Below are 22291 nucleotides of genomic sequence, written 5' to 3' on the forward strand. Positions count from 1 at the left end.
AAGAAATAAGCCTTGCCTCATTTCCCTATTAAGCTGCTGTGGCGAGCATAACGCCAGTGGCTACTTGGTAGGCACCCAGAATGGTGATGGTTGACCCGGAAAAATAGTTGATCAACCTGAGCTTTGATTGGGAGATTCTGGTCTTGAATATGGAGGAGAATCCGCTCAATCCCAGCCACCAGACAGCCGAGCCTAGAAATATACCTGTCACCATAGGCAGCACTGAGTGCTGACCGCTTTGATCATTAGCCATGCCATCGCTCATGGCAGCAAATATCGCAATAAACGACAGGATGGTCATTGGGTTCGACAGTGTCAAAAACAGTGTACTCAAGTAGGCTTTTAACAGGTTGGCTCGTTCACCCGCCAGGGCTGTTGAGCTCGCTTTCGATTTTATTGTTTGATAACCAATGTACGCGAGGAACATCCCCCCCAAAATACACAACCATGGCTTAAAGCTAATGAGTGTCGCTATGATGACTGTGATTCCCAGCGCACCGACAAATCCATAGATCGAATCGGCTGTGGCCGCCCCTAACCCTGTCGCGAAACCTGCTCTCCATCCAAGCGCAAGGCTCCTCTGTATGCACAACAGCCCAATGGGTCCCACAGGGGCTGCGATACAAAGCCCAATGATCATCGACTTAATGAAAATCAACATAAATGCACCTCCGCAATTGATGCTTAAAGGTTAGGAGAAGTACATTTTTTTATGAATTAATTATTAATTCCCATAGAGGTTTTTTTGATAATTTTGTAAGAAGTATTCTTATCTTTCCTTCATTATTAAGGTGCACTCTGTGATGAGCCTTACTAAACACGATCGGGATGCCATTCGCCTTCGACGATGACACCGGCCAGGACGTTGCAGGCATTCCTGGACGACTCGGGTTTTGAAGGGCTTTGGATAAGAGGTTCGTTAGCGCATGGCGATCCGCTTGTGAGGCTAAAAATGGTGTCCACTGGGTCCATCCATATGACAGGATAGTTCGCGCAACTTGCACCGGGATCTGTTTACCAACGCATTCAAGATCGGCCCGCAAGCCCCAGAACCGCTCATGCATTCAGCCTGCGTCGCCTTCGGCATGGAGCGTCTGCTGTTGTCGCTGCTGGCGCAGATTGGAAATCCCGACACACTGCTGGCTCTTTTACGCGATGTGTTGGGCGACCATTGCGGCAGCCGCGAGACAAAGGAATGTGAATATGCGGCACTGGTTTGACGCAGGGGTGGCGAAAAGCATCGCCATCGTCTCGTTTCCGTTGATGGGGACGATGGTCGGCAATTTATTGATGATGCTTGTCGACAGGCTATGCCTGGCACACTCCTCACAAGATACGCTGACCGCCTCCGGTCCAGCAGTATTCACGAGCATGGCGATCATCGCTTTCTTCTGTAGCACCGTAGGCGTGTCACGTTCCTTTATTGCACAGGCGAATGGTCGATCGGGGCTCAGCGAGGCTTGGAATGAAGCCGCACTGGGGCTGCTCCTTGGTATTGCCTGCGGTGCCCTGCTGTTTGTCGCCGCCCCGTTGATCGCGATGATCCCACAGCTCAGCTCCCGCCCACCGCAGATTGTCAGCCTCGAATCGCAGTACATGCTCTGGGCGGCGATCTTCGGCGGCGTAATGACGATCGACACAGCGCTGTCCTCATACTTCAACGGTGTGGGTCGAACCCGCGAAACGCTCATGGTCGGCATCGTTGGTCAAGTAGTCGACTCAATCTTCACCGTCGGCCTGGTCTTCGGAAAGTTCGGGCTGCCCGAAATGGGAATGGCCGGAGCCGCTATCGGTACATTGATCGGCACTCTGTCCATGCTGACGTGCTACGCAGTAATGCTGCCTCGAGAAATCTGGCTTGAGTTGATGAACATCTTCATTGCCCGTAGCGAGCGCCTACTGCCTCGGCTGTTTTTCCGGCTGCGTAGAGGTGTTCCCAGTGGCTTATCCGCCGGAGTGGATCAGCTCGGCAACACTGCATTCATCTGGATAGTCGCGGTACTGGGCTCTAGCGCGCTAGCGGCAAACAACGTCAATCTGACGATCAATTACCTGGGCATCATCCCGATCATCGGTTTGGGTATTGGTTGCAGCATTCTGTGCGCCACTGCAGTGGGCAAGGAGCAATACACTGAGTTGGCAACGATCCTACGGGTGACCGTGACCATCGAGCTGTTCTACGTACTGCTGGTTTCCACCGTTCAAATCACTTTGCCACAGGTCTTGCTCAAGGCTTTCGGCGACCTGGGGCACAATCCGGAGATCGTCGCCCTGGCCATCGATACACAACGCGTACTGTGGACATTCTCCGCCGCCTTTGTCTTCTCTATGACGGGCGCAGCCGTCTTGGAGAGTATTGGCATGGCCAGATTTTCGCTGGTCGTGCGCCTGATTCTGATGTGGTTTATAAGCATTCCGTTGATCTATTACGTCGCAATGAGCAATCGCGATGTGCCGTCGTCGCTGATGACATGCTGGGTCATCGGTTCGGTGTTCGAATTTTCGATTGGCGCAATTTATTTCTGGCGAATCGCCAAAGCCATTCGAGGGGCCGAAAACCGTCTTCACGCCGATCCTCATCCGGCGAGCGAGAGCGCCCTATGAACCTGAATGAAGTCATTCGTTTCGCACCTTTAGCGATCAACTGCTTTACAGGAAGTCTGGCACAACTATCCAGACGAGGCGGTGTCCTCATCAATGAAGCACAACTGCTTGAGGCCAGCGACGGCTACCTCTGTACCGCGCAGGCCTCGATGAATGAATACACCTTCGCGGTTGAGAACGTCGGGCTTCGTGCTTGCAAGGCATTAGGCGCGCATGTGGCGCGATTGCCGATCGGTACAGATGGGTCACGCAACTCAAGACGCTACTGATCGAGCACGCCGGCGTAGTCGTGTGGGTCAACTCTGCCTATCTGGTGGATTACGCGCCGGTCTACGGTAGCGACCCGGGTTATATGCACGCAGTGCTAGTGACTGGCATGAACGACACGTCCACCCACGTGAAGATTTTCGACTCACTTATCGTTGATCGCGAACCCTATGGTTGCAAGGTGTGGCTGTCGCTTGAGGCGTTCACCAGTGCGCACACTGATCGAGTGCGCACAGAGACCTACGACCAGGCGCGGGTATCGGCAGCGCGATTGCCGGCTTGGCGCAGGGCGAAGGAATCGCCGCTGCCATCCTCAGTGGAGAACTAGGCTTTATGGGCGGCGCTGCAGGAGCCGGCATCTGTAATCAGCTTGGAAAATAATTCCACCATGAATACTTGGCATGATAAGACGTTTGGCAGGACCGGCATATGGATTTGGCTTCCTGGAATAAGCCCTATTGTTCTTTTGGGAGTTTTTATTTTTCTTGCTTCTCCATACTATTACCTACAGGACTTTATAGGAGGTGGGATATTATTAGGCCTGCCTGCTGCTTGGGGTATATTCTACATTTCCCAGGTCCGAACAGTACTGCAAGAAATTTCGCTGGATGATGATCGTATTTTAGGGAGGTTGTATTTCGGTAGACACATAGAGATCAAGGCGCCTGACATTAAGTCAATATCTTATTATCCGATGACGTGGAAAATCCGACAAGTCAACCTATTTGACCGAAATAAGCCCGGTATCAATATTGAGCTTCACAATGGCAGAATACTGCGAATAAATGCAAAAACCGAAGGGTTCGCCAGTTTGGTAGAAACATTAAAGGCGTTTGCTAAAGCATCCGACCAATTTTTTTTGCAGCCTATAAAATAACTGTGATTTCTCCTCTGCACCACTCATATGGTGTCGTTCATAAATGTCGCAATTCCAAATCCAATAACGGGTACGGTTTTTGGCTGGTCGGGAACTGCTAGTTTAGATCGACATGGGAGCTGGTACGAGAGTGTATTAGGTGCAGGACTTGGAAAGTCTGCTAATATTATAATTGGAAGTATTACTGCATATGGAATTCGTGCATAATCTCATAACACCTCCCCAGCAACATCCATGACTGCTATCATCAATAACGTCAATACTCCTCAGTTTGGTACGCAACAGTAGTGTGGTCGACAGGGTGATAATCATGATGCTCACCAGATTCGTATGTACTCGCTCCCTGATCTTCTTAGTCTTGTTGTTCGGACTTGGATTGGGATGTGTGTCACTCTCTCAGGCTTCGGCATACGGAAACTGCCCTCCCGAAATGAATAGCCAAGCAGGGTCTTTTTTAGTTGATGCACGTGGAGATTGGCCCTCCCTTTTCAAGCATCAGAGAGTCTTCGCTTCTTGTGATGATGGTGAGCTTGGCGAGGGCTATTCTGAAGCAGTGGCGAACCTCTTCGCCCAAGGATGGGATCAGTTCGATACATTTGTTGCACTTGCAAAAACACACCCTGACTTTCAAAATTGGGCGATACGACATATCGATGCGACTGTCTCAGATGACGACCTAAATAGAATCATATTAAATTCCAATACATGCATTAATAATGCACCGGTGGAAAAACTTTGCAGGGTTATTCGACAGAGTGCTGAAAATGCCCTGATGGAATCTGCACGGATGCGACGATAAAATTTGGGGATAGGTTCTACGCCTATGTCAGCGGCATCCTTGCTGTATGACGCCAACGGCAATATGACCAGTGACGGCAACAATACCTACACTTGGGATTCGCGCCAGCGCCTGAGCACACTCAAAGGCACCACGTCCGGGAGCTTCAATTATGAGGCGGCCAACAGACGCAGCCAGAAGACGATTGCCAGACAGACCACCGGGTATGTTTTCGATGGCCTCAACCTGGTGCAAGAGCTGACCGGTGCCGTCCCCCCGACGGTGCGAGCCAATCTCCTCACGGGCGGTCTCGATGAAATCTTCAGCCGCCCCGAGGCGGCAGCACCTACAGCTACTTGGTTGATGCACTGGCTTCAACTCAGGTTCTCACCGACAGCAGCGGAGCGCTCACCACGCAATACACCTATGACCCCTACGGCAAGACCAGCAGCAGCGGCTCCACCAGTGCTAACAGCCAGCAGTATACCGGGCGGGAAAATGATGGCACGGGAGTCTATTATTATCGGGCACGGTATGACTCTCCTAGCTTTGGACGGTTTATCTCAAGAGACCCGACTGGCTTGGCTGGAGGGCTTAATATCTATGCATGTGTTCGTGGGAATCCGTTGAGTGGAATTGATCCATTAGGTCTTTTCGCTATCCTCGCTTATAGCCAATGGATGAATTATCACGCACATACAAGTTCTCAGCATCAATGTGCGAAGTATGTTCGGCGAGGTCTCGAAGCTGGAGATGCAGATATTACTGGGCACCCTAGTGATGCGAAAAATTATGGGCTGATGTTGACAAACAATGGGTTTACGCCTATTCCTTCAGAAAATTACACTCCTCAAGCAGGTGATACCGTAGTATTTCAACCACATCCTGGCGGAAATCCGCCTGGATATATTGAAATATTCATTAGTGATCAATGGGTGTCGAACTTCAACAAAAATCATTTCTCACCAGGTATCGGACATGAAAACTCGACATATCAAATATATCGAGCACCAAATCAATAATATAAAATCTATAACATTAGTCTATTTGCAAAACCTGGTATTCCTGCATGTCGCTGGAGTGCCGCTTCTATTTGCACAACCTGCCTACCCACAAGATGTCGAATCGACAGATATTGTATATCAACTATATAAGAATTATGGTTGGGAGGCGCTATTCTCATCTCCAGATGATGCCAAGAAGAGCATTGGAGACCCTCTTCTAATGCAATCGAAGGAAGAGCTCGAGAAGTATTTTGATGACAAACTTGTGCACCTCATTTTAAAGGAGGCAGACTGTATTGCAAAAAATCCCGGCGAGATTTGCAAGTTAGAGTTTAATCCAATATTTGCCTCACAAGATGCTTCCGCATCAGAATTAAGCATAAAGAGCATCAATCCAATGCGCGTTGACGTGCAATTTGTTTATCCATCAAATCATGAAAAAATCAAGCTTTCGTATGTAATGATTGATTCTCCGAAAGGATGGAGAATTGCAGATATTAAATATATTGACAGTCATGCATCACTGAAGAATCTTCTGGAAAGATAAGGTAATGTAACCCCCACGGTACAGGCCAAATCTCCTCACGGGCGGCTTGGATGAAGTATTCAACCGCACCGAGGCCAGTGGCAGCACCTACAGCCACGTGGTTGATGCGCTGGGTTCAACCCCAAGCACTTGCCGACAGCACTGGCGCGCTCACCGCGCAATACACCTATGACCCTTATGGCCAGACCAGTAGCAGCGGCTCCGCCAGTGTTAACAGCAGCAGTACACCGATCGAAAAAATGATGGCACGGGTCTCTATTACTATCGGGCACGGTATTACCAACCAGGTTTTGGGCGTTTTATCTCGGGAGATCCGATTGGTCTTGCGGGAGGGATAAATATATTTGTCTATGTATCGGGAAACCCGACAAATTTCATTGATCCATATGGTTTAGAACTTACCCCAGTGCAGCAGGCAGCTGTGGAGCTAGCAGCCCAAGACTGGTCAAGTTCCAACGCCCCATATGTCTGGGGCGGCGCTACGAAGACTGGGGCAGATTGTTCAGGATCCATTTCATTGATCTACAAACAAGCAGATATTGATATTGGACGAATGACAAGTGGCCAATTCTCTAGTAGCTTCCTCAAATAGAGATGTATGGAGCGCCTCACACACAGGAGGGCCAGTTTTTGGTCCCGCCAAAAGCTTCTGGTACGGCGCGCCGACTTTGTATCGTTACAAAGGAAATTAACCGATGAGCATTCCAAACATTAAGATCTTCATGATTGCAATTTCGTGCCTATTGCCGCCATTGACTGCATGGGCCAAATCACCCTGTGATGGTATTGACCGACGTTTAAACTTATCTGAAATACCGAAGCTACGCATAGAGGTGGGACATCAATTAAATGTCGACAACGTAGAGATTTTACAATCTTTTAAAAGCCTTAGCTGGACGATTTTGTATGCAGCCTCAGATGAGACTGACCCTGCATTTTTATTTTATTCAGACAACCCAATCAACCATCACTTTATAACTCTATGGAGTGGCGGAGCGAAGCCTGATGAGGAGCAAGCTATTAGTTCATGGCTTCAGAAAAACGCCAAAGGCATTCCTACCAATCTAGCGCAATGTTTTGTATGGCATGTGACGAAAGATCGAGACATGTAAACAAATCTCCGCTCGAAAAGCTAAAACATCTTTCCCCATGCTGGGGGGGGAAGATCGATAATTTAGGCCACATCAAACAAGGTCAAGCCCGACTCCCCACATTGCTTTACGGTGAGGGCGGCAGTTGTCAAATATACGCCCCCAAGCGACAATCAGTTGCACTGGCAGCTAATGCACCCGATTAGCCCCGAAACTCCGCATTCCACCGATCGCCTTGGTGACACAATAAACACCATGAATAGAACCAACAACATTATCAGCCCTGATGGAACTGGAAGAATTACAGCATCTGTTAGTCCAATCGAATGACTTGTTTTACGACGAATGAGAACACCCTGCGTACGGGGGTAATTCTCTTGAAAGGTGGTGCGCCATGATCATAAAAAAGTCGACACTTGAATTTTTGTTTACGCTACTCATACTTACAAGCTTAGGCATGCCAGCTTCGGGGAGTGATAGTTCACCCCATTGCCGAGAGGCAGTCATGATGTTTTTAACCACTCCAGAAAAGCGTACTCTTATTGCATTATCAGAAGCTAGCGAAACTGAATGCTGGTCGGTTATCGAGCAGTCGAACAGCAACCTCAACCAATTGATGCATTTGGTTGAACAAGGAAATGATTGGAGCGCTCAGTATTTAGTTGAGCACTTAAGAGTGCTAGATGGCGGAAATTTAGAAGACTCACTTATAGCGCTTGGGTTATTTTCTGACCACCATATGGAACGCTTATTGATTTTCGCGAAGAAAGGACAGCTCTCAAAGCAGGAACTCAGTGACACCTTAACCATGCTTCCACTTTCATTAAGTGATAATCCAGCGGGCCAATTGGATTATCTAAAGGCAAGAAGAAATCGAGTGATGCGCGTAACGAGAAAAAATCTATCTGAGCAAAAGACTCTAGCACTAAGCGCTATCGATAATTTTGAGTCCGAGATCAGGTCAAAAAACCCGCAACTCATTGAAAATCCTCAGCATTAGATTAGTGCTTTCATCACCCCCAAGCTCTACATCAAACTGGGCCGAGCCTCAATGTAACCACCTTGAAGGTTCGCCAGGCCAGAAAGACTGCTGTAAGAGAATTCTCGCCAGCAGCCAAGGCAGTGAGACGATCCTCTCTTCGAGCGGTTCGAGGATTAATCCCCTTTCGCATTTTCAGTCAAAGGCATATGTACATCTCCTCGTCTCGATCGATTGAGGAGAGATGTACGGGTTCCAGCAATGCGTCATCTATCTGAAAACCGGCATGCCCTGGGACCGGATTTCGACGTACGTTTTAATGTACAAAAAAGCGTGGCTGGGGGTGGTTCTCAGTAGAAATCACTGGAACGAAAAAAAGAGGCAAAAGCCTCTTTTTTCAATGCTGACAACAAAATACCGCGCAAAAAAAACGCCACTCAATGAGTGGCGTTTTTCTGTATTTGGAGCGGGAAACGAGACTCGCATCTGGCGTCCTACCCATTGAAATCTAAGGGGTTTCTTTTCTTGCCGGAGCAGGAAAAGACTCAATTCTGGACTTGTTTGTGGGGTGTTTCAAGAGCGAAAAAAGGGGTAATTCCAAGCAAGGTTATTGGATTCTACCCATGGAAGTGCAGTTGCACTTGCCTAATGACTTATCATCGACCTGACCCAAAGGTTTAACTGGCCATGAACAGCGAGGTAAAGCGCTTGAGCACGGCCATGTAATCATCTACGAAGAAGGCCCCCCCAGAGGAGCCCTTTGTACTCAAACCGCGCACCATTGGCGTACTTCATTTCCTCTGGATTGAACACACTTTAACAGTCTATCGCGATATAGCTTTATGTTTTGGACGGGCAATAAAAAGAGCCTGCACCTGAGGCCAATACCTGTTTGGGGCGAGGAGTTACTGTAATGACGACCTTCAACTCCGGGGCGAAGCCCCAGAACCGTGCGCCTCAATCCATCGGCTTTTTGCTGTTGGACAATTTCACACTGATTTCTCTGGCTTCCGCGGTGGAGCCTTTGCGCATGGCTAACCAATTGTCCGGTCGCGAACTGTATCGCTGGACGACCCTCACTGCCGACGGAAACAGGGTCTTGGCCAGCGACGGCTTGCAGATCACCCCGGACACCTCGATGCACAATGCGCCTGCCATGGACACCATCTTTGTTTGCGGTGGTGTCGGTATTCAACGCTCCGTAACCCGCGCGCATGTATCGTGGCTACAGAGTCAGGCGCGTCAGTCCAAGCGCCTGGGCGCCGTGTGCACCGGCAGCTGGGCCTTGGCGTGCGCCGGTTTGCTCGACGGTTACGATTGCAGTGTTCACTGGGAGTTTCTGGCGTCCATGCGCCAGGCAAATCATTAAGCTCTCCGATTAAATCGAGTGAAAGATATATTCAGTCTGTGCGCGAAGATCCAGTTCAACACCTGCCCCACGCAGACGAGTCTGAAGGTCAGCATCATCGACACGTACTTTCCAAGACACATTTGCCGGTACATCGCCCCCCGCGCGAACGAGACTGATGGCCTGCTGCAATTGCGTACGGTCGGCTAAGTAAACAGCCAGCGCGTTGCCTTTCCAAGCGGCAACACTCATCCCCATCGCCGCGCATAGTAAAACTTTAGCCTTGGCATCATCACGGTCAGCCTGCCGGGAGCGTTGAATCTGATCGTCCAAGACAGGATCGACTATACGGTCAGAACATAACACCTCTCCCGCCTCCCAGACTTCCGGTGGGCAGACCTTTTCTGCGGGGCGCACGGTTAGAAATGGATTGATTTCCATCGGATAGATTCGACAGACCAGCGGTCGATCTTCATAGATCTCGCAGTGGTTATCCTCCCCTAAACTTGGACACTGTGTCAGTGCGTTGCCCGCAAAAATGGCTATTACCTGAATACGTGCATCTCCACTGACGACGTCTACCGCGCGTTGCACGCTGTGGGCGTAATGCTCTGGCAGGGGGAAGACTGACGTGTCAAAAGCTTCAAGTATGACTGCGATGTTCCCACCGCGATTTAACCATTCCTCGGCCTCTTGAAGAGTCAGAGGGATAAGACGTTCTTTACAGCAAGTTCCGCACCCGTTGCAGGTAAACCTCGTGACGTTGTTTTTTATGAGCGTCACTGATTTGCTTATAGGCGTCATGATCAGTCCTGTTCCGTACACCCAAACTTCAAGTAGAGGCGATGGCTAAAGAAACCAATGATATACACTGTATACCTGGTTTCAATTAGGCACCAAATCCCAACTAGGTATACTTGAACACACCTTCCCCTGGCCGGTCGCCACCCCTTGCCAGTTCGTTCATCACCCAGCGTTTGTCGACGGCTCGACAGCCCATGCGCTGCCGACTATTTCCTGACAGTAGGTATCCTCAAACCTACTAGGTCTACGAATAGTGCCTAATTGACACTAGGTTTATTATTGATACCTTGTCAATTGTCCTCACTTGAGGGAAGCGGTCCGAACCGGACCCTTCGTTCGCCACTCTTGCCGGCGGGTTGCAGCCAGCCAATCGAGCATCCGACAGGAAGCATTTCTTTGGTCAAGCCGCACTTGAGAAATCGTTAAGCGCGGGCGGACATTCAATAAAATTTATTCTGAGGAAAGTATGGAAAATTCTAAGCTTCTAACCCCCTTGAGCAACGAAGAGCTCACTTTCAAGAATCGGGTGTTCATGGCGCCGATGACAAGAGGTCGATCCAAGGATCAGGTGGCCAACAAATTGACTGCGACGTATTACGCACAGCGCGCATCGGCGGGCCTTATTTTTACGGAAGGCACCCAGATCAGCGCCCAGGCCGTCGGCTGGACGAATACCCCCGGAATCTATACTCCTGAACAGATTGCGGGCTGGAAGAAGGTAACCCAGGCAGTTCATGAAGCCGGTGGTCTCATTTTCGCCCAGCTCTGGCATACCGGAAGAGCATCTCATCCTGATTTTCATGGTGGAGAACTCCCGGTCGCGCCATCGTCAGTTCCCTTCAATAGCCAGGCGTTCACGCCAGAAGGCATCAAACCCTCGGTGACCCCACGCGAACTGACCATTGATGAAATCAAGTCCACCATTGCGGACTACGAAAAAGCTGCACAGGCCGCGAAAGATGCGGGCTTTGATGGTGTAGAGGTGCACGGTGCCAATGGTTACCTGCCCGCGCAGTTTCTGGAAGACGGCTCAAACAAACGCACCGACGAGTATGGCGGCACCGTTGAGAAGCGGGCGCGGTTCCTGCTTGAAGCCACTGACGCGGCAATCAAGGTCTTCGGACCGGCCCGTATCTCGGTCAGGCTGTCGCCGCGCATTCCGTACAATGACATGGGCGACTCCAATCTCGAGCAGACCTACATGTACGCGGTAGAAGCGCTGGAAAAGAAAAACGTTGGAATTCTGCATTTCATGGAACCGGGGACCCTGCCGGAAGGCGCGAAACCCTTGGCGCCCGGGGCTCGCAAGCGGTTCTCAGGGATTTTCGTGTTGAATGTTGGTTATGATCAGAAGTCTGCGGAACAGGCCCTGCAAACCGGCCTGGCCGATGCAGTCACATTTGGCACGCTGTTCATCAGCAACCCTGATCTGCCGGAACGCTTCTTCCTGGACGCGCCGCTGGCCACCGCGGATGCCTCCACTTTTTACAGTGGTTCGGAAGAGGGCTATACCGACTACCCGCCGCTGGCCTAGGGGGCGACGAGGTTTAGCTGAGCAATGGCGGTGAACTATCTGATCGATACCGAGCATGGCGCAATCGTGGATTGTCGAACCAGCGCCGGCTCATCGAACGGTTGAGGTGAAAAGCACCAAGTGAATCGCCCCTACTCCAGCCTGCCCGATCGGCAGAAGTCGGCCGATTCTGTTGAAAAAGTAGCTCTCCTGTCTGGCCTGCGGCAAAATCTCTGCATTGGCCAGCAGGGAAGCACGCAGCATGATGGGACAGTTATCGAGTGGGCAGGAGCGGCTGTTTTACTCGTTCAACCTTGAAGATCACATTCCAGCCAATCACCTTCTGCGCAGCATTGATCAATGTCTCGATCTGAGCGACCTGTGCCATTACCTCGCCGATTTCTATAGCCCGATTGGGCGTCCGTCGATTGATCCCGAACTGATGATCCGCATGCTGATCGTCGGCTATTGCTACGGCATTCGCTCAGAGCGGCGGTTGTGCTAAGAGGCCCATTTGAACCTGGCGTATCGCTGGTTCTGCCGGTTGAGCCTTGAAGACGAAATCCCCAACCACTCGACCTTTTCCAAAAATCGACACGGCCGTTTTCGGGACAGTGATCTGTTTCGCTGGTTGTTCAATGAAGTGCTGCGTCGCTGCATGGACGCCGGTCTGGTCAACGGCGAAGGCTTTGCCGTGGACGCCAGCATCATCAAAGCGGATGCGAGTCGGCAGCGCGGCGTACCGGGAGATGAACCGGTCAACTGGAGCGATCCATCCCTGAGCACCCGCGCCGTGCGTGAGTACCTTGAGGGACTCGATGTAGAGGCTTTGGCCGAAACGCTACTGAAGCGCCTGTTGCTGACGGATCCTCAGGCCCGCTGGACCGCTGCTTCAGGCGGCCCAGCTTTCTACGCTTACTCCACGAATTATCTGATCGATACCGAGCACGGCGTGATCATGGATGTGGAACCCACACCGGCTCATCGAACCGCAGAAGTCGAGAGCACCAAGACCATGATCGAACGGGTCGAAGCGCAATTCGACATCAAGCCGGAGCGCCTCATTGGCGATACCGCTTACGGTACAGCGCCGATGTTGGCCTGGATGGTGGAGGAAAAAGACATCGAGCCACATGTGCCAGTGTGGGACAAAACCGAGCGCAAGAACGACAGTTTTTCGAGCAACGATTTCCACTGGAATGAAGCGGCTGAGGAATACTCCTGCCCGGCCGGCAACGCATTGCGCAGCGAATGGCGAGCCTTCAAGAATGAGCGTTCGCACGTCACCAAAGCCAACACTATCATCTTCCGATCCAGACAGACCGACTGCGCGACGTGTCCGATGAAAGCCAAGTGCTGCCCGAACACTTCGATTCGCAAGGTCGTCCGCAGCGTCTATGAAGCCGCTCGGGATGTGGCTCGGCGCATTGCAGCAACGCCGGCGTATCAGCGCTCTCGCCACGAACGTAAAAAGGTCGAAATGTTGTTTGCCCACCTCAAGCGCATCCTGAAACTGGATCGCTTGCGACTACGTGGCCAGAGTGGCGCGACTGATGAATTCACGCTGGCCGCTGCGGTGCAAAACCTGCGACGGCTGGCCAAATTTTCATCTCAAGGGCCACCAGTCACGGGATAGGTGCGCCTGCACCAAGCAAAAAACCTCAAACTAACCCAATAACAGAGCAGCAAAGGTCGCCGAAGGGCCGAAAAACCACTCAATGTGGTGAGTAGGTTCTCCAGTGGTGGTCGTGCCTGAGTTCAGGCGATCTGAAAATCCGACTTTTTCAACAGAATCGGTCGGATTGCGCCCCTCACTCACTGTGACTGATCCACCCTTATCCTCCCTCAACGTGGAGGACCAGCCATGAACACTAATGCCACACACAGCCATCAGCCTTGGAACAAGGGAAAGCTTGGCGAGTAAAAAGCTCCGCTTCGAGTCAGAGATATCTGGGCCATTCGGGTCAGACTCCAGCTCGCGGAGAAGACACGGGACTTGGCACTGTTCAACTTGGCTATCGACAGCAAGCTGCGTGCCTGTGACTTAACCAAGCTGCGAGTGCGAGATATAGCCCATGGAGAACATGCGTCGTCACGGGTTATCGTGATGCAGCAGAAAACCCAGCATCCAGTGCAATTTGAAATCACTGAGCAAACCCGAACGGTGCTGGAGGCTGGATGCATCGGGCCCACCTTAGAAGTGAGGACTTCTTGTGCTGCCGGGCGCAGATGAACAATGGATGCTCACGGCCCGGCTGCAGATTCAGCTGCGCCAGCTCGATCTTCCCTTGCAGCTCCGGTTTTTCAGTTCAAGCGACCGGATGGAAAACGGACGAAATAAAATGCTGGTATCAGGGTTTGACATTGGATGGACTCCATTTGCTTTTGGAAGCCATACAAGTATATTTTGTAAACCAAATGTCAATTAGGCACCTAGAGTCGCCTAGGTATACCTGAGGAAACTTCGATGCTGGAATTAAAGCCGCAATGTTTTTCGTCGGAGTGCCCAAGCCGGGCGCTGTTCGACCAAATCGCAGACAAGTGGTCGATGATGGTTCTGGCGGTACTTGATGACGGGCCGCACCGTTTTAACGCCATCAGGCGTCGCCTGGAGGGCGTCACTCAGAAAGCACTGACACAGTGCCTGCGTCGACTGGAACGAAATGGACTCGTCTCGCGCCAGGTCATCTCGTTCTCGCCCGTGGCAGTCCAGTATGAGATCACCCAACTTGGTCGAACACTGCAGCAGCCATTCCGCGAATTGCATAAATGGACGCTCGACAAATTGCCTGAGGTTGAAACGGCCCGGTTGAAGTTTGATGAGGCCGCGGAGGGAAGCTGACGATGCGAGTCTTTTTATTGACTCGCCGCCACTGCCTCCCCTGCAACGCATTACTTGATAGATCTGCTGGCGGTATCCCTAAACCTACCAACGCTACATTGAGTGCCTAATTGACTCTAGGTTTATCTGCAACCGCCTGATGAGGTTATTGCTGGCTCAGGCGATCGCAGAAGCTGCCAAGTATTGAGCGTGCAGAATATTTCGTCACAATAACGATATAGGATAATTAATAAAAATCCGGTTTTCATCAAACTCATTGGCGCTGAAATCTCTGCGAACACTCGAATTTCGCCATCTAACGCTGAGATTTTTCAGCACACCGGACTGCACGACGTAGGCCAATTCTGATTCTCGGCCCCATTCTTTACCATCTGTGATCGAACCTGTATGGACATTATCACCGCTGATATATCGGTTCATTAATGTCAGTCCCGGGATACCGAGCACAACGAAGTTAAAGTCATGACGTACCTGCCATGAGCGCTCCTGAGCGTTATCAAAACTGGCGTTATAACTATCGTTGGCCAACGTTCCGCCACTGGTGCCGTTGACCCGCATCCACGCGCTGTCGCCGGTGAGTTTTTGCAGGCCCACGTAAAAGGTGTTGCCGCCGTATTTGGCCGAGAGCAGGGCGAATGTGGTTTTGTTGTCGAGGTCACCGGCCAGGGCGCTGCCGTCTTCTTTGCCGTTGAAGAAACCGAGGTTGGCCCCCAGGGTCCAGTCGCCCACGGGCTGGCTGTGGGTGAGGTTGACGTATTGTTGCTGGTAGATGTCGGTGAGCTCGGCGTACCACAGGCCGACCAGGGTGCGCTTGTCGTTGAAGCTGTATTCGCCGCCGCCGAAGTTGAAACGGTCGGAGGTGAACGCGGCCTTGCCGTTCATGAACATGTCTTCCATGCTCGCGTCGTTACGTGGGCTGTTGGCACGGAACTGGCCGCCGTAGAGGGTCAGGCCGGCGATTTCACTGGAGGTCACCTGGCCGCCACGAAAGGTCTGCGGCAGAGAACGGCCATCGTCAGAGCGCAGGATCGGCAGCACGGGCATCCATTCACCCACCTTCAACTCGGTTTTTGACAGTTTGGTTTTCAGAGCCAGCCCGAGGCGGCCGAAATTATCGGCTGGTCGGCCGTCATCGTGGATTGGCAACAGTTGGGTACCGCCGGTGCCTTTGCCACCATCAAGCTTTTGAGAATAAAGACCCAATACATCAACACCAAATCCTATCGGCCCGGCGGTATAACCAGAGCGAGCGTCAAGGATGAAGCTCTGTGTCCACTCCTCGGCTTTGTTCTGTGGTGCAGCGCTGTTGGGATAGGCAGGATTGATGAAGTTACGATTGATGTAAGCGTTGCGCAAATTGAGCGTGGCCGTAGCGCCATCGACAAAGCCGCTACTCTGATCGGCTTGAACAGCCACTGATGACCCTGCGCAGACCACAAGAGTCAGACTGATCAGAGATTGGTGTGCAGGCACGCTGCGGGAAATAACAGGGTAGCGCATGATGTTTTCTCACAATGAGTTATTATTGTTTTTGTTGCGATTTTTATCTCGTCATTCAACTTATGCACGCAGCTAGAAAAGCTAACTACCGAGCGACTGCGGGCGTCCCTTATCTCTCTTGTAACAACCCGTATTGAACAGTTTGATAATTAATTAATATCGCCTTAAGCAAAACCCGAGCGTGCGCAGACGCGAGCCTAACTCAATGCCTGTATTGGCACGCTCGTGGGGAATTGCGTAATAACAATGACTGGAAGTTAAAACGTGCTCGAACGCTCGGCGATCAACCCGCACTCCCCGGCGTTTTGCAACGTGTGTATTCCAATTGATAAAGCGTGGTTTCTGGTCCCATCGATTGCCCCTCCAACAGCCGTTGCAGCTCAGCCACGAAAGACTCGCCGGCGACACGAACGTAGTCAGGCGCACAACCTTCGATCATGACGATCCAGGCCGGTATCTGGGTCCCTTCGGAGCGGGCCTTTTTCTCTGCGGTTTCAACTTTGCTCACAGCCTCATCAGCCACACACAAATGCACGCCCGTAATACCCTGTTTATCAGCAAGGGGAGGAAGCACGCGTTGGCGCAATGCGTCTGACACCGATTTATGCCGCCCTTCGATAACATCGAAACGTACCGTTAACAAATACGCGCCCTGCCCTACACCGCTGGTGTAAGTGACCTCGCAAATGGATCGCGCGACGTTGCGATAGGACTGCACCGACTGCTGGGTCCATGCCGTCGGACTGTTGAGACGCGACAAGTAATCCTGCCCTCCCAGTACCTGCACGGTGTCAGCCTCATAGAGGTTGAAATAGGTCGGCCCTGCATCCAAAGCGATGTATCGGCGCCCCCGCAAAAACCCCGGAATTCCTGCCCGCTCAGGCATGTGTTCACGGTTATGCCACTCATAGAACTCGTCCCGCGCTTCGGGCAAAAGATCATGCCAGATCGCGACTACACCTGTTCCTGCAAAGCTCATAGCGTTTTCCTCTAGCGATAGTCAGTCAACGTTGGGATGGCGACCGGCGACCCACGCAGCCCCCATTTCAGCAACGTAAGGAACCACGGTCTGAAATTGTTCACCCAGGCCTTGGCCACCAACACGCATGGTGTCACCCGCCTTGAGGAATACCGGCGGCTTCTGCCCGAGCCCCACACCTGGTGGCGTACCGGTAATGATGACGTCACCCGGCATTAGCGGCATGAAGCGACTGAGGTACGCGACAATATGTGCAACGCTGAAAATCATCGTACGGGTATTGCCGGTCTGAAGACGTTTGCCGTTCACGTCGAGCCAGAGGTCAAGTGCCTGCGGGTCGGCAATTTCGTCACGGGTGACCAGCCAAGGTCCCAGAGGAGCGAAAGAAAAACCGCTTTTCCCCTTGGCCCACTGGCCTTCGTACTCAAGCTGATAAGCCCGCTCGGAAACATCATTGGCCAGGCAATAACCGGCAATGTGATTCAATGCCTGCGACTCATCGATCTGCCAGGCAGCCGTACCGATGACGATGGCCAGTTCGACTTCCCAATCCAGCTTCTGAGCGCCCGTTGGTAAAATGACCGGGTCATTGGGTCCGCTGATGGACGCGGTGTGTTTGTTGAAAACCACCGGCTGGCTCGGGATAGGTGTATTTGTTTCAGCCGCGTGATCGGAGTAGTTCAGGCCGATGCAAATCAGGTTCGGTACGCTGCCTACGCATGGACCAAGACGTGTGCCAGGCGCCACCGCCGGCAGCTTTTCAACGTCAACAGCACGCAGTTTTTCCAGCACTGCCGGGCTCAGGGCCGACGCATCGATGTCGTCGACAATGCCCGAAAGGTCTCGCACGATCCCTTGCGAATCCAAAACTCCCGGCTGTTCCTGCCCCGGTAAACCAAAACGAACTAAGCGCATTTGTTACTCCTCCAGCGTTGAGAAATGGACAGACAATGAGCCTGCTTCGCCGAACTGGACATGCAGTGGCTGGTTAACGGGCACATCGAGAACACCTGCATAGGACCCGGTGATAATCACCTGCCCTGCTTGCAGCCCTATCCCTTGTGTAGACAGAAAATTGGCCAGCCAGACGATCGGCAATAACGGATCCCCGTCCGGATGGCGGCCCTTGATATTCAGAGGCTCCGACGTTGCATCGCTCAGGGTGATATCCAGTTCAGAGGGCATGCTGGCAGGGTTCGCCAGCGCGATTGGCGCCCCAAGTACCAGGCCGTGATTGAATAGACCGTCCGCGAGCAATTGCTCGAACGGCAGTGTGTGTGGATCGGTGTAACGGCAGTCGATCACTTCCAATGCCAAGTGCACGGCGCTGATCGCAGCAGCGATCTGTTCAGTGGTATAAGGCACGACACGAGCCGGCAAATCATGGGCCAGGACGCACGCCAGTTCAGGCTCGATGCGCGCCTTATCGGCGTCGGCGGCCAGTTGGTAACGTTCGCCTTTTACAATGCTGTCGCTGTAGATCGGGGCGACGATCCACTTGCCAGCCGGGGGTAAGGCACACTTCCACCCCCCCACGGTTTTTCCAGCCAATGGCCCCACATGCTGCTGGATGGCAAAACCTTGTGCGAGGCTGCTTGGCAGGTTCGGGCCTGGCAAGGATGCCAGCCGAACACCCTCTAGCCGTGCAAGGACCAGAGCGGCAGCGGCGACTTCCAACCCTGACCCCGCCTCGGTCCATGCAGGTGCGAGCTGACTCATACGTTCTCCGCCTGCACGCTGTTCTGGCGCGGCCAAACCGTACCCAGCTTGTTGGCTGCATCTTCCAGCAGTGCATGCAATTCGTCATAACGTTCAGGCTGCATGCGCAAGACCGGGCCGGCGATACTCATCGTGCCGACCACAGTGCCGGATGGAACCAGCTTGACCGGTACGGCAATCGCCCAGACACCCACCTCGGCTTCTTCAATGACCAAGCCATACCCGCGCTTGCGGGTCAGTGCCAGCTCGGCCAACAAGCCTTCGATGCTGTTGATCGCTTTCGGCCCGTGCCCCATCCCCGCGTCAGCTTTCCCCAACCCGCTACGCAGCGCATGCTCAATGGCCAGCTCATCGGACATTGTTGCCAGCCAGGCTTTGCCATTGGCGGTGGCATAGAGATTGATCGGTTTATCCATGGCCGGCGAATACATAAGCCCCGGCGCGGCGCCTTGGGCCGAAGACAACCAGGACAAGGTGCTCTCGTTGACCACCGTCAGCCGCACCAACTCATGACATTGAACAGCCACTTGCTCGATGATCGGCTGGACCAATTCAGGCAAGCCAATGCCATGTAGATAACGCTGCCCCAACAGTGCCAGCTTCAGTGTCAAGCGGTACTGCGACGTGGCTTCATCCTGCTCCGCCCACCCTTGCTCGACTAATTGAGCAAGCACTCGATGGGCGGGCCCCTTCTCCAAGCCCAGCTCGGCCGCGATATCGGACATCCGCATCCAGCGAGCCTCACGGGCCAGCAGTTCAATCGCCTCCAGGCAACGGTCAACAGCACCTTTAACGACTCTCATATTTTTCTCGACTTATCTTTGACAATGAGGTGGATTCGAGCAACATTGTTCGTACTGGAACCATGTTCCAATAGTATGCAGGCACCCCCGGATAAGTCAAACCCGCTTGCACCGGGTTGGCCTTATCCAGACAGAGCGGGCCACGCAGCCGGGTATCCGGGACGTGGGACGCCTGACGGAGATAAAAACCGAACCCTTCGGGTCCGGCTCTTTATCCATAGACAAGCGCCTGTGCATGTTCAATCTTTGCGGAAGAACGCCCAATGCATCTCACCACCCTGCCTTACCTACAGCAGTCCGCGGGCAGCAAGATTGCGCATCATCGCTCGCAAGCCGAAAGTCCAGGGCGCAGCTTCATGGCTGTAGGTGACGGTGTTGCGCAGTGTGCCCAGCAACGGACTACCGATGCTGACCTCATCACCCTGCTTATGAGTGAAGCCGCTTCCCGGCTCCTCACGGTCCTGGGTAGGCGCAAACAAGGTCCCGAGAAAAAGCATGAAGCCATCCGGGTATTGGTGATCCCCGCCGACCGTCTGGGCCACGAGATCCAGCGGGTCACGGCTGATCAGAGCCATGGAACTGCTGCCTTCAAGCGTAAAGCCATCGTTACCCTGGACTTGCAAATCCACGACGCAGTTGCGCACGTCATCGAGCGTAAACGCTTCATCGAACAGACGAATAAATGGACCGATAGCGCAGGACGCATTGTTGTCCTTGGCCTTGCTCAACAGCAGTGCGCTGCGGCCTTCGAAATCACGCAAATTGACGTCATTGCCCAAGGTGACGCCATGCACTTGGCCTCGACTGTTCACCGCCAGCACAATTTCCGGTTCCGGGTTGTTCCATTCAGACTTGCGATGAATTCCGATTTCGCTGCCGCTGCCCACTGCGGCCAGAACCGGTGCCTTCGTGAAAATCTCCGCATCCGGGCCGATACCGACCTCCAGGTATTGCGACCACATGCCTTGTTTGATCAGCACAGCTTTAAGGCGCGTCGCTTCTGGCGAGCCCGGCTTGATTGCCCGCAAGTTATCGCCTATTGCGTCGTGCACCAAGCGGCGAACACTTTCAGCTTTGGCAGCATCGCCTCGGGCCTGCTCCTCGATGACCCGCTCAATCATGCTGGACGCGAACGTCACCCCAGCCGCCTTGATGACTTGCAAATCCGCCGGGGGCAACAGCGATGCCTTGTCGGGATCGGCATGGCTGCCGGTGTTCCCAAGCAACGCCTCGACAGTCCCGATGTATCTGCCAGGCGCCTGACGAACCGCCAACAACGGCGAGGCGTGTTCCAGCAGTTCGCTGATTGTCGAAAAGGCTTCAGAAAGATCAAACACTCCTTCATCGCGCAACACCACCGGCGAGGGTCCTGCAATCGCCCCCGGGATCCAGGCACGGCCGATCAGCGTTCCGGCCAAGCCATCCACTGGCAGTGTGTTTTCGCGCGTCAGTTTCAAATTAGCCATAAAGCTTCCAGATCAGTCAGCCATCAGAGCCGTCAAGCTAATGGACCGCCCCCGCAAATCCCAATGAAAGAATCTCACTCATCAATGCTGTTTCGTTATCGACAGACAAGGCCTTATCCAATGGAAAACGATCAGATTACTTTTGGCAGTGTCACCCGATGGCTGAAGATCAAACATTTGGTACTGGTCAATAGCCTGGCCAAGACCCGCAATATGCACACCACCGCAGAACACATGAATGTTACGCAACCGGCCATCAGTAAATTGCTTCGCGATCTGGAAGTACTCTTGGGTTTCCCCTTGTTCGAGCGCCAAACGCGTAACCTGGTCCTGACTGAACTGGGGGAGTTCGTGGCCCGTTATGCACGCATTACCCTGGAAGACACGGAATCGTTCGTCGACCAGGTCAACAAGTTGCGTAAAGGCGGGCATGGCCATTTAAAAATCGGCACCATTTTCGCCGCGACATCCGTGGTGCTGCCTGAAGCGATCGCCAGCATCAAGCGGGAGCGTCCGCTCCTTTCTCTCGAGGTGATCGAACAAACCAGCAATCACCTGCTGGAAATGCTCGAACAAAAAAAGCTCGATTTGATCATTGCACGCTTCACGGATGAGGATTGCCAGCCTTTCGAATTTACATCGCTGGGACCTGAACCCTTTTGCCTTGTCGCGAACAGCACACATCCCTTGTGCCGACTCGAGGAGGTCCCCACTGAAGCACTCAGCGAATGGCCATGGGTCATGTACCCCTTTAATACGCCGATCCGACAACGCATGGAGCGGGCTTTCACGCTGTTCAAGATCGCCCCGCCAACCAACACAGTGGAGACGATTTCCATGCAAACCTTCCTGCAGTTGCTTCAGTCTGGCCCCATGCTCGCCATGCTCCCCGAGTCCATGGTCCAGTCGCAACTGCAAAACGGCCAGCTGAAAATCCTCAACACGCCCTTCAAGGTTGAATCCCAGGATTACGGTGTGATCACTCGCAAGGACGAGCCCCTGTCAGAGCCAACGCGGAGGTTTGTCGCGACTTTATTAGCGTTCGCCAGACAACGGCAAACGGCTACAGAGAAGAGGGACTGCAAGCACCCCCAATAAAAGTCGATGAGGCAAAGTTATCGAGCAATCGAAAGCTCTCATTAGGCAGCCATTTCCATGAATCCTATAGTG

At 52.8% G+C, this 22291-nt stretch carries 22 protein-coding genes and 4 pseudogenes; 18 read left to right on the plus strand and 8 right to left on the minus strand.

All coding sequences use genetic code 11. From position 1 onward, the window contains the following. Positions 1-28: 28 nt before the first annotated feature. On the minus strand, positions 29-661 hold the full coding sequence (locus AC07V0_RS03145) for a LysE family translocator (protein ID WP_018927726.1): 633 nt from the start codon (positions 659-661) through the stop codon (positions 29-31). Positions 662-998: 337 nt separating this feature from the next. On the opposite strand from AC07V0_RS03145, the gene AC07V0_RS03150 reads away from it, so the two are divergent. From AC07V0_RS03150 to AC07V0_RS03210, 13 genes and pseudogenes are all read left to right on the plus strand, one after another. Beyond that, positions 999-1220, plus strand: a complete 222-nt coding sequence (locus tag AC07V0_RS03150) for a hypothetical protein (RefSeq protein ID WP_018927725.1) — start codon at positions 999-1001, stop codon at positions 1218-1220. Further along, the gene (locus AC07V0_RS03155; protein WP_495019375.1) at positions 1204-2604 is read left to right on the plus strand and encodes an MATE family efflux transporter; all 1401 of its coding nucleotides are present in this window, start codon (positions 1204-1206) and stop codon (positions 2602-2604) included. The genes AC07V0_RS03150 and AC07V0_RS03155 overlap by 17 nt, the downstream gene beginning before the upstream one ends. Further along, the gene (locus tag AC07V0_RS03160; RefSeq protein WP_457327035.1) at positions 2601-2873 is read left to right on the plus strand and encodes a hypothetical protein; all 273 of its coding nucleotides are present in this window, start codon (positions 2601-2603) and stop codon (positions 2871-2873) included. Before AC07V0_RS03155 ends, AC07V0_RS03160 begins: the two co-directional genes overlap by 4 nt. A gap of 20 nt (positions 2874-2893) precedes the next feature. Further along, positions 2894-3199, plus strand: coding sequence for a hypothetical protein (locus tag AC07V0_RS03165; protein ID WP_495019376.1), 306 nt, complete (start codon positions 2894-2896; stop codon positions 3197-3199). A 60-nt stretch (positions 3200-3259) separates the two neighbouring features. Beyond that, positions 3260-3748 carry a hypothetical protein gene (locus AC07V0_RS03170; protein ID WP_457327033.1) on the plus strand — a complete coding sequence of 163 codons (489 nt, stop codon included), beginning with the start codon at positions 3260-3262 and terminating at the stop codon, positions 3746-3748. Between the two features lie 310 nt (positions 3749-4058). After that, positions 4059-4547, plus strand: coding sequence for a hypothetical protein (locus AC07V0_RS03175; protein ID WP_457327032.1), 489 nt, complete (start codon positions 4059-4061; stop codon positions 4545-4547). A 335-nt stretch (positions 4548-4882) separates the two neighbouring features. Then, a complete protein-coding gene (locus AC07V0_RS03180) occupies positions 4883-5548 on the plus strand; it encodes an RHS repeat-associated core domain-containing protein (RefSeq protein WP_457327031.1) in 666 nt (221 codons plus the stop codon). Continuing rightward, positions 5505-6077, plus strand: coding sequence for a hypothetical protein (locus tag AC07V0_RS03185; protein WP_495019377.1), 573 nt, complete (start codon positions 5505-5507; stop codon positions 6075-6077). Before AC07V0_RS03180 ends, AC07V0_RS03185 begins: the two co-directional genes overlap by 44 nt. A gap of 280 nt (positions 6078-6357) precedes the next feature. Then, a pseudogene (locus tag AC07V0_RS03190) lies at positions 6358-6411 on the plus strand (hypothetical protein); the annotation flags it as partial. Between the two features lie 6 nt (positions 6412-6417). Then, positions 6418-6669: an NlpC/P60 family protein gene (locus AC07V0_RS03195; protein WP_495019395.1), complete on the plus strand. Its 252-nt coding sequence runs from the start codon at positions 6418-6420 to the stop codon at positions 6667-6669. A 103-nt stretch (positions 6670-6772) separates the two neighbouring features. After that, entirely contained in the window at positions 6773-7189 is a 417-nt protein-coding gene (locus tag AC07V0_RS03200; protein ID WP_018927722.1) for a hypothetical protein, read from the plus strand. A 373-nt stretch (positions 7190-7562) separates the two neighbouring features. Then, a complete protein-coding gene (locus AC07V0_RS03205) occupies positions 7563-8168 on the plus strand; it encodes a hypothetical protein (protein WP_457327029.1) in 606 nt (201 codons plus the stop codon). A gap of 892 nt (positions 8169-9060) precedes the next feature. Further along, positions 9061-9507 (plus strand): annotated as a pseudogene (locus AC07V0_RS03210) (AraC family transcriptional regulator); the annotation flags it as partial. Between the two features lie 18 nt (positions 9508-9525). Here AC07V0_RS03210 and AC07V0_RS03215 read toward each other — a convergent pair. Beyond that, entirely contained in the window at positions 9526-10269 is a 744-nt protein-coding gene (locus AC07V0_RS03215) for a YkgJ family cysteine cluster protein (RefSeq protein ID WP_086946335.1), read from the minus strand. A 496-nt stretch (positions 10270-10765) separates the two neighbouring features. Between AC07V0_RS03215 and AC07V0_RS03220 the strand changes: the two genes are divergently transcribed. From AC07V0_RS03220 to AC07V0_RS03235, 4 genes and pseudogenes are all read left to right on the plus strand, one after another. Next, positions 10766-11833: an alkene reductase gene (locus tag AC07V0_RS03220; RefSeq protein ID WP_086946329.1), complete on the plus strand. Its 1068-nt coding sequence runs from the start codon at positions 10766-10768 to the stop codon at positions 11831-11833. Positions 11834-12074: 241 nt separating this feature from the next. Continuing rightward, a pseudogene (locus AC07V0_RS03225) lies at positions 12075-13448 on the plus strand (transposase). A 312-nt stretch (positions 13449-13760) separates the two neighbouring features. Further along, positions 13761-14026: pseudogene (locus tag AC07V0_RS03230) on the plus strand (site-specific integrase); the annotation flags it as partial. 253 nt (positions 14027-14279) lie between these two features. Further along, complete coding sequence (locus tag AC07V0_RS03235) at positions 14280-14654, plus strand: winged helix-turn-helix transcriptional regulator (protein ID WP_086946327.1); 375 nt, start codon at positions 14280-14282, stop codon at positions 14652-14654. 204 nt (positions 14655-14858) lie between these two features. On the opposite strand, the gene AC07V0_RS03240 is transcribed toward AC07V0_RS03235, so the two are convergent. The 6 genes from AC07V0_RS03240 to AC07V0_RS03265 form a co-directional block, all read right to left on the minus strand. Beyond that, the gene (locus tag AC07V0_RS03240) at positions 14859-16154 is read right to left on the minus strand and encodes an OprD family porin (RefSeq protein ID WP_102667178.1); all 1296 of its coding nucleotides are present in this window, start codon (positions 16152-16154) and stop codon (positions 14859-14861) included. Positions 16155-16437: 283 nt separating this feature from the next. Further along, entirely contained in the window at positions 16438-17133 is a 696-nt protein-coding gene (locus AC07V0_RS03245) for a DUF4286 family protein (protein ID WP_086946326.1), read from the minus strand. Between the two features lie 21 nt (positions 17134-17154). Then, positions 17155-18048, minus strand: a complete 894-nt coding sequence (locus AC07V0_RS03250; protein WP_495019378.1) for a fumarylacetoacetate hydrolase family protein — start codon at positions 18046-18048, stop codon at positions 17155-17157. A 3-nt stretch (positions 18049-18051) separates the two neighbouring features. Then, the gene (locus tag AC07V0_RS03255; protein ID WP_086946324.1) at positions 18052-18852 is read right to left on the minus strand and encodes a 2-keto-4-pentenoate hydratase; all 801 of its coding nucleotides are present in this window, start codon (positions 18850-18852) and stop codon (positions 18052-18054) included. Further along, complete coding sequence (locus AC07V0_RS03260; protein ID WP_086946323.1) at positions 18849-19655, minus strand: IclR family transcriptional regulator; 807 nt, start codon at positions 19653-19655, stop codon at positions 18849-18851. Before AC07V0_RS03260 ends, AC07V0_RS03255 begins: the two co-directional genes overlap by 4 nt. A 287-nt stretch (positions 19656-19942) precedes the next feature. Then, positions 19943-21121, minus strand: a complete 1179-nt coding sequence (locus AC07V0_RS03265; RefSeq protein ID WP_086946322.1) for a fumarylacetoacetate hydrolase family protein — start codon at positions 21119-21121, stop codon at positions 19943-19945. Positions 21122-21241: 120 nt separating this feature from the next. Here AC07V0_RS03265 and AC07V0_RS03270 point away from each other — a divergent pair, with 120 nt between their 5' ends. Beyond that, on the plus strand, positions 21242-22219 hold the full coding sequence (locus tag AC07V0_RS03270) for a LysR family transcriptional regulator (RefSeq protein WP_086946321.1): 978 nt from the start codon (positions 21242-21244) through the stop codon (positions 22217-22219). Positions 22220-22291 lie beyond the last annotated feature (72 nt).

This window comes from Pseudomonas sp. GW821-FHT01E10 (genome assembly GCF_059422365.1).